Origin of the sequence: Sphingomonas telluris (assembly GCF_022568775.1) — a bacterium.
Lineage (GTDB): Bacteria > Pseudomonadota > Alphaproteobacteria > Sphingomonadales > Sphingomonadaceae > Sphingomicrobium > Sphingomicrobium telluris.
Window position 1 is genome coordinate 542,390 of record NZ_JAKZHW010000002.1, and the last position, 13,500, is coordinate 555,889.

At 60.7% G+C, this 13,500-nt stretch carries 12 protein-coding genes; 3 read left to right on the forward strand and 9 right to left on the reverse strand.

The window, feature by feature from the left end:
• Positions 1-86: 86 nt before the first annotated feature.
• The 3 genes from LZ016_RS13715 (at position 87) to LZ016_RS13725 (ending at position 4,251) form a co-directional block, all read left to right on the forward strand.
• On the forward strand, positions 87-2,009 hold the full coding sequence (locus LZ016_RS13715; protein WP_241448017.1) for a hypothetical protein: 1,923 nt from the start codon (positions 87-89) through the stop codon (positions 2,007-2,009).
• A gap of 461 nt (positions 2,010-2,470) precedes the next feature.
• Complete coding sequence (locus LZ016_RS13720) at positions 2,471-3,691, forward strand: DNA modification methylase (RefSeq protein ID WP_241448018.1); 1,221 nt, start codon at positions 2,471-2,473, stop codon at positions 3,689-3,691.
• Complete coding sequence (locus LZ016_RS13725; RefSeq protein WP_366512930.1) at positions 3,688-4,251, forward strand: DUF5681 domain-containing protein; 564 nt, start codon at positions 3,688-3,690, stop codon at positions 4,249-4,251. The genes LZ016_RS13720 and LZ016_RS13725 overlap by 4 nt, the downstream gene beginning before the upstream one ends.
• Positions 4,252-4,374: 123 nt before the next feature.
• Here the strand turns inward: LZ016_RS13725 and LZ016_RS13730 are convergent, their stop codons facing one another.
• From LZ016_RS13730 to LZ016_RS13770, 9 genes are all read right to left on the reverse strand, one after another.
• Entirely contained in the window at positions 4,375-6,156 is a 1,782-nt protein-coding gene (locus LZ016_RS13730) for a DUF885 domain-containing protein (RefSeq protein WP_241448020.1), read from the reverse strand.
• 748 nt (positions 6,157-6,904) lie between these two features.
• Positions 6,905-7,117 carry an excalibur calcium-binding domain-containing protein gene (locus LZ016_RS13735; RefSeq protein WP_241448021.1) on the reverse strand — a complete coding sequence of 71 codons (213 nt, stop codon included), beginning with the start codon at positions 7,115-7,117 and terminating at the stop codon, positions 6,905-6,907.
• Positions 7,118-7,481: 364 nt separating this feature from the next.
• Entirely contained in the window at positions 7,482-8,072 is a 591-nt protein-coding gene (locus LZ016_RS13740; protein ID WP_277622833.1) for an SOS response-associated peptidase, read from the reverse strand.
• 91 nt (positions 8,073-8,163) lie between these two features.
• Entirely contained in the window at positions 8,164-8,877 is a 714-nt protein-coding gene (locus LZ016_RS13745; RefSeq protein WP_241448023.1) for an alpha/beta hydrolase, read from the reverse strand.
• 339 nt (positions 8,878-9,216) lie between these two features.
• Complete coding sequence (locus LZ016_RS15760) at positions 9,217-10,155, reverse strand: M23 family metallopeptidase (RefSeq protein WP_241448024.1); 939 nt, start codon at positions 10,153-10,155, stop codon at positions 9,217-9,219.
• Between the two features lie 250 nt (positions 10,156-10,405).
• Positions 10,406-10,540 (reverse strand): hypothetical protein, encoded by a 135-nt coding sequence (locus LZ016_RS15810; RefSeq protein WP_436286371.1) that lies wholly within the window; start codon positions 10,538-10,540, stop codon positions 10,406-10,408.
• 278 nt (positions 10,541-10,818) lie between these two features.
• A complete protein-coding gene (locus LZ016_RS13760) occupies positions 10,819-11,133 on the reverse strand; it encodes a hypothetical protein (RefSeq protein WP_241448026.1) in 315 nt (104 codons plus the stop codon).
• A 138-nt stretch (positions 11,134-11,271) separates the two neighbouring features.
• Positions 11,272-11,952, reverse strand: a complete 681-nt coding sequence (locus tag LZ016_RS13765) for a hypothetical protein (protein WP_241448027.1) — start codon at positions 11,950-11,952, stop codon at positions 11,272-11,274.
• 112 nt (positions 11,953-12,064) lie between these two features.
• Positions 12,065-13,495: a DUF1254 domain-containing protein gene (locus tag LZ016_RS13770; protein WP_241448028.1), complete on the reverse strand. Its 1,431-nt coding sequence runs from the start codon at positions 13,493-13,495 to the stop codon at positions 12,065-12,067.
• Between the last annotated feature and the right edge of the window lie 5 nt (positions 13,496-13,500).

Sequence of the window (13,500 nt, forward strand, 5' to 3'; positions counted from 1 at the left end):
AGCATCACTGAGCGAGCCGAGCAGACGGTTGGATGTCCCTCGTCCGAGCGATGGTTGGTCGGTCCACGCAGGTTTGAGGTCGAACGATGACGGCATCTTTTCGCATTCGGCGCCGCGAAGCCTTGGCAGGTCTCGGCATCGTCAGCGTCACGGCAGCCGCCCCAGCTGCCTGGAAGCCAATCGCCAAGCTCGTGGACCGGCGAGCGCTGAGTGGCGTCGTCCGGGTATCCAGTTTCCCTGGGGCGGACGATGCGGAGCAGATCGTCAACGCATTCAACGGGGCGCCCGATGGCGCAACGATCCTGTTCGATCCAGGCGGCGTGTCGAGGATCAGCCGGCTGGTTTCCATAGGAAATGGCGGCGACGTCCGCACCGCCAGGGGCGTCCGGGTCATCTCGAACGGCCATACCTTCGTCTACACAGCCGACGGCGCCAGGCTCGAATTCAACGGGCCGATCTCGGCAGTTCTGGATCTCGCTGCTGATTATGCCGCGGGATCGAGGATGCTAACCATTTCTCACGCCGGGAATCTTGGTGGTTTTGCTCCCGGCGGCTGGGTGAAGGTCGTTTCGGACGCCCTCGACGGCTGGAACCGCAATCGGGGCAACCAGCAGGGGCAGTACCGCCTTGGCGAATGGGCACAGCTCAGCCAAGTCGTTGACCACGGCAACATGACCGCGACGCTTACCTTGGCGAACCCTCTCCGGTTCACGCGCGGCTTCGTAAACCGCGGCGACGCCTCGGACCTCTCGGAAGTCGATACCTACACTCGTGCGAACAATGTTCGGGTGTTTGCCCTCCTGTGTGACGACTTCTCCTGGACCGGCGGAACCTTCTACGTGGAAAGCGCCGCAGCTCACCTCGGTCCCCAGGGATGGAACACTCGCTCCCTCTTGCGCGTGCAGGGCTTCGCCACCCCCGTCATTCAGAACGTGGCTTTGGGCCCTGGCGTGGGCAAAGGCCTGGAGATCCAAGGCTGCGTGAACTTCACCGCCAACGGTATCCAGGTGCGTGGTCTGCCAGACTTCCCCGCGCGAACTACGAGGGGCAGCGTTAGACCGGGCTCCCTAGGCTACGGAATTGCGATAGGTGGCTGCTGGGGTGGCGAGGTGAACAATCTCGTGGCGCAGGATTGCCGTCACGCAGTCACCGAAAGCAATTCTACGCTTCCATCCAACAGCCCCACCTACGGTCTGCTGCTTTCGATGGGGCGGACTTACGGAACCCGTATCAATAATCCTCGGGTCGCTGGGCGTTTCTCCGCCGCGATCGATACGCATCACGGGGCACATGCCTGGGTGATCTCGAACGCCATCGTGGACAGCGCGCAGGATGCATTTGGGATCAGCCTTCGTGGGCCGGACCATGTCGTCATCGCCCCGAACTTGCGGGTTGCCCGCGGCATCCAGCTCTATTCGGAATTCAACAACGATGGCGGCGCCGATCTCCCGGGTCTCGTCGGAAAAGGCAACAGGTGGATGAGCTCGGCAAAGGTAATCGGCGGCAGCATCGACTGCACCACCGACGCGCTCGTGGCTCGAGATGCTTATCTGACGATAGAGAGCGGGTTGAATATTCGGAGCCGCAGCGACCAAGTCTTCACTTGCGATGGCGGCGTCCTCGATATCGCTTCTGGAGGCGTGGGGGTGCAGGTCACGGGAGGTGCTAATCCGGGTCCCTCGGCGGGCAAGAAGCAGCGAAGCATCTTCTCTTCGGCGGACAGCAACCCGGCCTACGGCATCACCTGGGCGCCTGGAGTTCTCATACGCCCGCCGGCCAGGGTGAACGTCGATGCCTCAGCGTCGGCCGATGCCGCGCCGGTCAATGTCTTCGGTCAGGACGGAACCAGGGCGCAGGCAGTCATTCAGGGCAGGCTTACGGTGTCGCTGCCGCCCAGGGCCGCGGGTGCCATGTTCGCAAATTCGATCCGGTACCAAATAGATCGTTCGGCGGTCGTGGACTTCAGGGCCAGAAGGCCGCTTGTACCCGGCTCTCGATTTCGGAGCTGACCACGAAGTGGTGGTGCGGGATGCAGTCGCGCGAGAACCTCTCTCACACGCGATTTTCCCTAAACCGCCGCGCTTTTAGGGAAAACGCGAAAAACAGGTCCGGCATGTCTGTTCATGCGTCGCCGAAAAGAGTCGCATTCCCGAGACCTTGGCCGGCGAATTCCCTGCTCAAACCGTAGGGAAACAGATTTGATGTTCTAGGCTACGCTAGCTGCCACTCGAGCGAACATTTGGTTTCCGCGCAAGGAATACACGACAGCCGACACGGGGGGGCTTGCGGCTGCCGGCTCTGGGCTTTCATTGAACTGTCTCCAGCGATTCGCGGGGGAGGCAGGAAAGTGACGATCCAGCAGGGGAAGACGTTCGGGGGAAACAACCGCACGACGCTTCAGGAGGTGAGAGCCAGCGACCTGAAGCGCTTGTCAGGGGAACCGCGTCGACACTCGAAGCGGGAACTCGAATTGGCACGCAGCACCGTCCAAAGGCTTCCAGCCGGCGCTCCCCTCCCGATCGTAATCAACGGCGCATTGGAGATTCTCGACGGGATCGAATTCGTCGATGCCGTCCAGGAACTCGGCATTCCAACCATCCTCGTGCTGCAGCACGACGGCATGACGCCCGTTGAGGAAAAACAGTACCGGGTGGCCATCGACCAGCTTCAGTCACGCGGATCTTGGGACCCGATTGGCCTCGAAGAATGGGTGCGCCTCTTCGAACGAGATATCGAGGATTTCGATCACGCGATGCTAGGCTTCGAGAGCGGCGAGTTGGACAAGGCTCTCGGGATTCCGAACCGCATCGGTGACGAGGAAGCGGCGCTTCCCTGCGTGACTTCGACGGCAATCACCGAGCGGGGGTCAATTTGGAAGCTCGGCCATCACCGCTTGATGGTGGGCGACGCTACTAGCCCGGAAGATCTCCAGCTCTTGATGGCCGGCCGACAAGCGGATGCTGCCGTAACGGATCCCCCTTTTGGCTGCGTCGTGGACGGATTCGTGTCGAAGAAGGGAAAGCACCGCAATTTCATAGAAGGAGCAGGAGACAAGAGCCCCGAAGAGCTCGCGAAATTCTTTAGTGACTTCGCTAGGAACCTGTCGGGCGTCCTAAGGCCCGGAGCGCTAATCTTTACCTTCATCGATTGGCGCAGCTTGCACCTGCTGCAGCGCGCGTGCGAGCCGATCTTCGGCAGTCTCGTCCAGCTCGTTTGCTGGGTGAAAGACCGGGGCGGCATGGGCGGGTTGTACCGCTCGCAACACGAGCTGGTCCTGGTCTACCGACACGCCCAGGGAAAGCACGTCAATGCCGTCCAACTGGGCAAGCATGGCAGGAACCGCTCCAACGTCTGGAACTATCCCTGCGCCGCTTCGAGCCGAGGAGGGCGAGAAGGGGACATGCTCAAGCACCACCCGACGCCGAAGCCCGTCGAGATGATCGCTGATGCAATTCTCGACTGCACGCACGTCGGGGACGCGATTGTAGATCCCTTTTTGGGATCTGGAACGAGCTTGATTGCGGCCGAGCGAACCGGCCGTGTTTGCCACGGACTAGAGCTGGACCCGCGCTACGCGGATGTTGCTATTCGCCGTTGGCAAAACTGGACCGGGGTCGACGCAGTTCTCGAGAATGACGGCCGAACTTTCAATGAAATCGAAGAAGTGCTGTTCGACGCGAGCTCGCGATGACTGGGAGACGCGACTACGAAGTCGGTTATGGAAAGCCGCCACGTCACTCGCAGTTTGTCCCGGGCCAGTCCGGGTTCAAGGGGAGAAAGAAGCGCAAGCCCGAGACGCAAGCGCAGGTGATCGCCCGCGTTCGCGACGAGCTAGTCACCATCAACGGCGAAACCATGACGAAATACGAGCTCGCCGTTCGAAGCGTTATCGCGCAGACGGTGAAGAGCGGTAAGCCGCGCGATCTCAAGGTCCTTCTTGACCTGCTCGGCCAATACGGTGCGATGCCGCAGGTCGAAGCCGCTGAAGAAGCCAGGGCGCAAGGCCAAGCCGTGGCCCAGAAACTCATGGATTACTTCAACAAGACGAACGACATCGATCCGTTGGATGCAACGGCGGTCGACAGGCTAAACGAGCTGGAGACAAGGCTGGTGTTGGGGTGCGCGCACTGCGGGCCCAAGCTCCGAGACAACTGGAAAACAGCCGACTACCGAGCCAGGCTTGAAAGGTATGGAGGCTCCAGCATCCACAAATCCGTGCTGAACTCTCGTCCTGAGGGGAAGTCAGGATGAACGGGCTCCGGGACCCTGGTCTTCGTCCGGGCCCGCTAATGTTCAATCACTAGAAACCGAGAGTGCAGGCGACGCCAGGAAAGCGCACGCAAGCGCGGGGTAAGCACTGCCAATGTCCGCTCGCTAGCTGAGCCTGCCCTTGGCCCAATCGCCGATCTTCCGGTCGAGAACCGCGAGGGGCAGGGCTCCGGTACTCAGCATCTGATGGTGGAACTCTCGTATGTCGAACCTTGAGCCAAGCGCCGCCGTCGCACGGCGCCGCAGTTCGTGCATCTTGATCTCGCCGATCTTGTAGGAGCAGGCTTGTCCCGGCGCAGCGATGTAGCGATCGATCTCCACCGCGACATCCCTGGGGGCCATCGACGTGTTTGCCAGCATGTACTCGATCCCGCGCTGACGATCCCAGCGCTTCGCGTGGATGCCCGTGTCGACGACCAGCCGCACCGCGCGTAGCATCTCCATGTCGAGGTGACCGAACCATTGCATGGGGTCGGTGAACATCCCGAGCTCCCGCCCGAGCGATTCCGAATACAGCCCCCAGCCTTCTGTAAAGGCTGTTGAAGACCCGAAGCGAAGCAGCGGCGGCAGTGCCTCGTTCTCCCGCGCGAGGTTGATTTGGAAGTGATGTCCGGGAATGCCTTCATGGAGCGTCAGCGTCTCCATGGTTGGGATCGGTCGGGTGCTCAGCATGGCCATGTTGAAGAAGAGGATGCCCGGAGAGCTGCCGTCGGCGGGTCCCGGACGATAGTAACCAGTGCCGCGCTGGCCGCCGAGCGCTGGCAACGCGCGCACTTCGAACGGTGCGCGTGGACGCTCGGAAAAAAGCCTCGGTATGCCGGCCCAGATCCGACCCTCAATCTCCTTAAATCTGGCAAGCAGATCTTCCGGTTTGGTGAAGTAGTAGCGCGGATCAGTCCGCACGTGCTCGAAGAAAGCCGGCAGGTCGCCTTTGAAGCCCACTTGATTGCGGATACCGCCCATTTCGCCGCGGATGCGCTCGACTTCGGCGAGCCCGAGCTGATGAATAGTATCGGCGTCGAGGGTAGTCGTCGTGTGCCGTGCGAGTTCAGCGGCGTAGAGGCGAGCGCCATCCCTCATCGCCCAGCGTCCCGGCGACTCCAGCGCGCTCCTCCGATAATCACGTAAATAGTCCTGCCACGATCGATACCCTGGCAGGATGCGGGTCCCGATCATCGTCCGGTACGCCGCCTCCAAGCGCCTGCGCTCGTTTGCGGGAAAGTCCGCGGGCATGCGCTTGATTGCGGCGAAGAAGGGGGTGTCCTGAAGCGGCAATCCCAGCATCGCGTCGACTTGTGCAAGCACATTGTCGATCAGGATGCGCGGCTGGATGTTCCCGGCGGCACGTCCGCGCCGGGAGTTAGCGATCGCACTACTCAAATAATCGGCAAATCCGTCGAGGCGGACCAAGCCGCGCTCATAATCATTGACCGAGAGGAACGGGAGGCTGGTTCCGGCTAGCAGGTCCGGGAATTCCACGTGCAGGCCGAAAGAGGGATCGAAGTTGGCTTGGCGTGTCACGTCGAACAGACCGCTGTCGAAAGTCTCGACGATCTGGCGCGTGCGATAAGTGAACACATCGTAAGCCGTGCTGTCGACGGCGTTGAGCCCAGCGCGCTCGACCGCGCCGAGTGCCGCAAGCTCCGTGCGCTTGTTGTACTCCAGCGTACGCGCATAGCCTTCCCCGAGTGGATCGACGAAAGGCGGTGAAGCTGCTGGCGGACTCTCGTCTCCAGACAGCGGATGAAGCGCCGCGTCGGCTTGCGCGCTTCGCTCGAGCAGGCCCCTGAGGGCGACACCGGATTTCCCTTGCGCCGTCGCGGCAGTTGCGGGTGCGAGCGCCGCTGCCCCGATGACAGTCAGTGCCTCGCGACGATCGATCTTCATTGGCGCAACATCGTTCGACGCTAACTCATCCGCCATTGCGGCTCAACGTGGCTGAAAGGCCCTAATCTTCGATGCAGATTCGCACCTCAGCCTGCAACACTGGCGCATTCCGCGCCACGTCCTAGTGGCAGGAATGGGTGGAAAGCGGACACTACGCTAAATGACTGTCGGAGGGCGGTGGAGGAAGACATGGCCAAGGTCGCAGCGATTGTCGGCTTTTTGATCTGCATTGCCGCAGCGCTGGTCCTAGCCCTTACCGAAGCCAAGGAGCCTGACGTTTAGTTTCCAAATTACCGCAATGGACCGAAAGCCCCATAACAAAAGCCCTGCTCCGGATGCCGGGGAGGCGATGTGGGGAGCAGGGCTTTCGTTCGTTCCGAGCAGCTCTTCCGGGTGGACAACGCGAGCCGCTGAGGCAGAATTAACCGCCAGGCCCTGAAGGCATCCCCAATAATCTTGGCAAACAGGTGATTCGGAGTCTGTTCACGGTCCGTTCTTTGAAGCTACGCGCCGAACGATGTCCACGAAACACGTTCAAACTGCCGCCGACCTGGTCCGCTTCAAGACTGCTCTCCGGATCGAGTGCACGAGTTGCGGGAACGCGCGGACGTTGAGCGGCCTCGATGTCGTAAAGTTGTGCGGAACGCAGGATCTCCGCAGTCTCCAGCATCGGTTTAGGTGTTCGCTGTGTGGCGCGCGGGAAGCGGGGCTCACTGTCCTGTCGCCCCCGGTGCCGAGGAAATGAGCGTCAGCGATTGCCTTGCATCGGCTCGCAGGCGCGCCCGTCGCCATCCAAGTCATCGCTCCATCGCGGGTGGCCGCGGAAGATTGGCGTAGGCCCTGCCGCTCGTGCCGCCGCGCAGTTGCGAAAAGGGGCAGTGCCGTGAGTTAATGTGCCGTCCCTTATGAAATGTACGGCCGCCAAGCCGAGGAGCACGGCCAGAATGCCGAGCCCCTTCATCTGGCGATAACTGCGGTAGGGACTCCGGTATCGGCGCCGAGGCGGCCAAGAACTCCGCTTGCTCACAAGTCCTCCTGTAAGAAGGGGGTCGTCCTTCGCCTTCGTGTCGGGAATGAGGAGGCGTGCTTGCAGATCCACGCCGCAATGCGGTGTTCGCCCTGCTTCTCGTTGAACCCGGCAATCAGGCGGCGGTTGCCGCAACAGTCGCGGTAGATGCTTTCTAAACGCTCGTGGCCAGTCCCAGTAACCTTGAAGTCGATCGTCTCGATGTGATGCGGCACGTCCAGCCCGTGGTCATCCCAGCGACCATGCCCGCATTCAACGACCTTGATGCGCGTCTTCGGTCTGGCTGGTCCCCAGCGCACTAGCCGACGACCATCACGCCCTCGTCCGCATAGGGCACTGCCAGCTCGCAGATATTGTCACGATCAATCTCAAGCCAGCGATTGAAGCTGCGCGGATCGAGCATGACCGGCATCGCCTTCGGGTGGATTGCGCCCACTGTCTTGTTCGCCTGACAGGTGAGGAATGACATGAACGGGCCGCCTTCGCCCGGTCGCCAGATGCCGGCAAATGCAAAGACCGGCTGGTCCGGGTGCCCGAACCAGACCTTGGACTTGCGCTTCGTCAGTGGGTCGGGCTCCGCTGTCCACTCGCAGAAGGTCGTGACCGGTACGAGACAGCGCCTCGCAGGATCGGTCAGGGCCGATCGCCAAAAAGGGCTGCTCAGTTTCCTCACGTTCGTGACGGGCCTTCCGCCGGAAGCCTGAGGGCCCGGAAAGCCCCAGGTCATCATCTCGAGCTTGAGGCGGCTGCCATTCCGGCGAAGGACCGGCGCTTTGTAGTTGGGATAGATCTCATCGAATGGTGGTAGGTTATCGCGGTCTCCTTCGAAGGCACCGAACACGCGGCGCATTTCATCGACCGTGGCGGTCATTCGATAAAGGTTGCACATCAACGATACGGTGGCAGGGCTATGGATTGCCCGCAAGCAACGTTCCTTGAAGCTACCAAGCGCAGCGGACATCGCAGCGGGCGCCTGACTCTCATCTTGACTGCGAAGGTGCCAGATAGCCTCGCGCGACGAGCCACGTGCGAAACACTCCCGGCCAATTATCTACGGGCAAGTCGTGCCGACGAAAGCCGAAACCGTGCCCACCACGCTCGTAAATGTGCAGTTCTGCCGGTAAACCCGCCTTCGTCCATCGCTGGAAGATCTCGACGCTGTTATCGGCCGGCAATTGCGGGTCGTCTTGCGCGGCGCCGATAAATATCGGCGGCGCACTGCGGCCGGGCATTTCGCCCGCCAGAGCCGCACCGTACATCGAGACCGCAAAGTTCGGGCGCACGGCGGGGTCCGTGGCAAGCGCCAGGTCCACCGTCGCCATTGCACCCGCCGAGAAACCGATGACGCCCAGCCGGTTCGGGGCAATCGCGTACTGTCGCGCATGCGACCGGACGTAGCGGATCGCCTGCTGGGCGTCGGCAACTACGATCGCGCGGCGGGTTTCAGTTGCGCGCGCAAAGTCTTCAAGCGACGCTCCGAAGGATTCCCCCGCCTGCGGTGGCCTGACCCGGTACTTCAGAACGAACGCGGTGATGCCTTGGCTCGACAACCACTCAGCGGTCTCCATCCCGTCAACGTCCCATGCGAGCGCTCGAAACGAACCGCCAGGCAGGACGATCATCGCGGTGCCGTTTGCCCGCCCCTGTGACGCGCGAAAGACTGTCAAAGTCGGTACCGTGACGTTCGTGATCACGTGAATCTTGCCGACATTTGGTAGCGTGACGTCAGCACCCTCCTCCGGTGCCTTCCAGTCTTCTGTCCCTGGCGCTTGCCCGGGCCATATTCGCACGGTCTCCTGCTGTGTGGATGTGGCTGGCTTAAGGGCCAGTGCGGCTCCGCCCGACGTTCCCGCAAGAGGGAGTAAAAGACAGATCAAAAGCGGGTGCACTCGCATCGACAAACCCTAGTACTGAGGTCATCAGCAGAATGCAGGTTTGAGACGTTCAGGCCAGACATTAATGCGGCAGTTTGCGTTCAAACGTTATCGAGCGCACCGAGGCCTGAGAAACCGGACCTGAGCGCTGTTGCGGGATCATTCAGCTATGACGATGTCCCCGCTATCCAATACAGCGCCATGCGCGCCCGCTATTTGACCCGAGACCAAGCGTAGGTTGCGGAAGTAGGCCGGCAGTCCGTGAGCGTCATTTACTCCTGCGTGGTCCTGCAGTTCGTAGTGAAGGTGCGGCATGAGTGAGGATCCCGAGTTTCCGATTAATCCTACCACCTGACCGGAGCGTACTTTGTCGCCAACTTGGACCTTCACGCTGCCCTGCCTCATGTGATCGAGGACGCTGACCTCATGGTCATTGTGGCGGATTGCCACGTAGTTGCCCGCGCTGCTCTCCCACGTCCGTCCGTGCCAGTTGTTCTCTGCTCCGATCTTGTCATTGTCGGGCTGCCCATCGTGAGCAGCGACCACGATCCCATCGCCAGGTGCTACAACAGGCCGCTCCCAACCGTGGAAGTCCTCATTTCGAGACCCGCTTCCGCGGAACCGGAGGCCGGCCTCATCGACAACGACCAAGTCGAGAGCAAAGCGCTGGACATTATCGGTCATTCCTTCGTCGCGCGCCCACTTGGCCAAATAATTGAATCTCCGATGGTGGGACAAAGCGTCGTGGCCATCGAGCACCAAGACACGGCCCGCCAAGGGCAGCCTTAGCCCGGCGTTGGTTCTGCAGACACGAGGCGAAACTTCGGTGACTGCTGGAGCAGACTGGCCGGAAATGTCGAACTCGTAGCGTATCCGCTGGCCAGCCGTGGCCGCGGCGAAGTGGAACGGGTTGTAGATGAGGCTGTCATGCCTTGGTGGGAGCTTAGCGCCAGCCCCTAGTCCGATGAGGTCCAATGCTGCTTGCCAGGCCAGCCGCTTTTCAACGACCTCTCCTGACGCCGCCAAAACTGATGCCCGAACCTCCGTAACCGCAAGCTCCTGATCAGTTGGGTTATGAAGGATGAAGTCGACGTTCACGTAGTCCGGAACGCGCTCCGTCACGCAGACAGGACCGCTCGAAGATGTAGCCGTCACGAGTTGAGGGGCGCTCGTAAGAACCGCCGCCATCAAGGTGAGCAGTTGGTGCATTACTCAACTATTACACTTAGCTGAAGGTGCTGCAAGGCAGCGGTTCACACGGTCTTACAACCGGCCTACTTGGTGAGGGCGCCCTGGCAACCGCGAATTTGGCCGGGACGGTAACATTAGCCTCAGCAACGACCCGGGCTCACCCCGAGCTTGCTTTCCACGCTGCGTAGGTCATGACCAACGCCATCCCGACAAGTACGAAAGGACCCAGCCAGAGCCGCTCTATTGCGGCGATCTCAGCCTTGCCCGGATTGTCTGCAAGATACCTGACCATGACAGATTCTCCGATCGAGAACGTCGACTGCGCACCGCCGAAGCGCGACTGAAACTCTATGGGGGAGCTATGGCGCGGTTGGAACCGAACAACGGGCATGTACTGTCTTTTGGCGCCCGGCCGCGTAAGCACGCGCTCGGTGTATCCGACTACTTGGCCGGTTGCAGATGCGCCCCAAACGAGCCGGAGCCGTGAGTAGGACAGCGCGAGACCGGCGAGCAGCAGGCCTGCTGAGACCAACGTAAAGTAGGCGCTAAGCGGATTGCTAAGCAATCGCCCTAGCATGCCAAGGCCCGGTCGATTGCTCTGCCCAGCAGCCAAAAAAGTCCCGCCGTTACCGCCACCGCGGGCACGTAATACAGAGCGTGGTCCGTAAGATAGCCGTGGCCTTGCGGCGTGAGGACATTGTTGCGGTGCATAATTGCGCCAAGCAGCAACTCGACGAGCGTGACGGGCAAAGTGACCAAATACAGTCCGATGTTGGCGAGGCCATCGTGGTTGGTGTTAACGAAGTCGACCCAGGCGTAGACCGCAAACGCTACATAAAGCCCTGGCAGCCAAAGGCTCGCTCGCCGCTTACCAACCTCAGACATGATGTCCCCACACAAGGCCAATCGCGTAGTACTGTAGCGCGGAGGGGTTAATGTCAGCTCTGGGTGGAAAGCTGCCATTAGCGCAGGCCCTCAAAGAGGAATGCGTTGGTAGCCAAGCTGTGCTTGGAGACCGGGCGTCTACAGAGGTCGGCAGAAGTCATCATTCCACTGTTTTACGAGCGGATTTCCAATCTCGAGGCTTTCATCCGGACTGATATTGAGTGCTCGGCTGAATCGATCGAATGGCGCCCGGAACGCCATGATCGAAGTGTTTACGTCTTCAATGTCATCGAGCGCTCGCTTCACCTCGCGATAGTCCTCTTCATTCAGGCGCGTGCTTGATTCAAACTCTCCGAGTTTGGCCCAGGCTTCCGCCTCGTCATTCCTCATTTGGTCGTAGCGCCTGATGCCGTCGTAGAAGGCGGCATAGTTCAGCTTCGCATCTAGTGGGATTCTTGCAGCTATCTCGCCGTCGGTGATCTCCCAGGCCGCCGTGCGCGTCGCAAAAAATGGTGGCTCTTCGATCTCATGTTTTAGGGGCACTGATTTGCTTTCACGAAGGTCTGTTGCCCACCGTCGAAGCTCGGAAAGCCGCGCGCCGACACACGCTCGCTGGCCGAAGCGATAGTCGAAGACGGCCCGATTTCTTGCCAGCTCTGCATCGAGAGCCTTGCGAGTTGTTCTCACCTCCGTGCGCCAATGAACGCTTTGGACAAGTTCCTGAGCACCCAATGCGACGAGCACGCCCAAAACAATGGTCACAAACTCAAAAGCGAACGCCTGCCAGCCGTTTGGCGGTTCAGGAAAACGGACGCGCATGGCTTTTTCCCCCGATACGCCGAACCTATCAGGGGCATGAATGTCCGCAATGGGTCGAAAGCTGCCATAGCGCTAATGTCCGCAATGGGTGGAAAGCTGCCATTAGGCGCCGTCATCCGACGCGCTCAAAATCTCCCGGCTTCCAACTTCCATCGAACGCCGCTGCTTGCGGCCCGTAGATGCGGAAATAGACGAACCAGCCTTTACCGGGGGTCGTCTTAATCCAGCGGCCTTCTTTGCCCGCTGGCGTCTCGGGGCCGAAGAACAATTCGGCGCTGCCACCTGATAGGTCCTTCAACTCAAACATGGAGCGCAGAGCGGCCTTGTTCTGGTCGGTGCGAATCTGGCTTCGGGTATCCGTTTCGTAGACCGTGACTGACCAGAACAGGTGGCCCGGAACAGGCAGCGGCACAGTGAGCCTGTAGTTTCTCCCGCCATCGAGATAAGCGCCGGTCGTGTCTCGCAGCCCGAGCCAGTAGAGCGAACCCGCCTGCGCATCACGGCGAAACATCGCCGGTGACGCCCCGATGGCTTGGTAAAACCATTTCTCCCGCGCTTCGAGGTCCGTGTAGAGAGCCGTGTTGAAGTCGCCATCCTCGTAGCGCAGGCTCGCCCATTCCCATTTGCGGCCCGGCCATGGGAAACGATCGGGCCGGCGGTCGGCGAAGGACTGCACGCGCATCTCATCGTTCGCGATGGCCGCTGCACGAGTGAGGATATCCTTCATCCGTGCGTCGGGTGCGAAGGGTTTGCCCTTCTCGATACCGAGCGCGGCGAGTTCGCCATACTCATTGTGATAGCCCTCGTAAGCGGGTTCATGGTCGACCGTCTTGTGAAGCACCTCCCAGAACTTGAAGTCGCGCTCATAGGCGAGTGGCGTGCCTTGCTGTTCGACACCGGTCAGGTCCTTCCACTGCGGCTCGCTCCATTCGGTCTTTGAATCGAGCGGATACACCTTGATCGTGGTCAGTCGCGTCTTGGCACCCTCCACATCCCCGCCAACCGGCAACGCTCGGGCGCCGACGATCTGCAGGTTGCTGCTCGCCTCGTGGACGTAGATCCCATTGCCCGAGGGCAACTCACCTTTGAATCCCGGCGGCACCAAAATGTGTTTGCCGCCCTTGCCCGCATCAGGGCCGGGCAATCCCATGTCTGCCACCCAGCGTTGGTTGACGTCGATCGAGCAGACGATCAGCGGACCCGGCTGTAGTTCGATCACCAGGGGTCCGATCCCAAGGTCGAGAAGAAGGGGTCCGTAGGGGGTGTCGTTGTTGGTGGTGTAAAGCACCTGCTCGGGACCGGAGTGCATCACCCCGAACACCTTGTTGGGGACCAATCCGCAATCGAGGTCGCCTTGCACGATCGCAGCACCGGAGACGGTCGGATAGAAGAAGCGGTAGGCGGTGATAGCGCGGTTCAGGTCCGTGTCGTCGTAGGCCCGCTGGGCGCTCTGCGCATCAGGATAACCAAGCTTAAAGTTGATCTCTCCGGCTACTGAACCAGTCTCCGGCTCACGAATGAGGTCTACCGTCATGTCGGACATTGCAG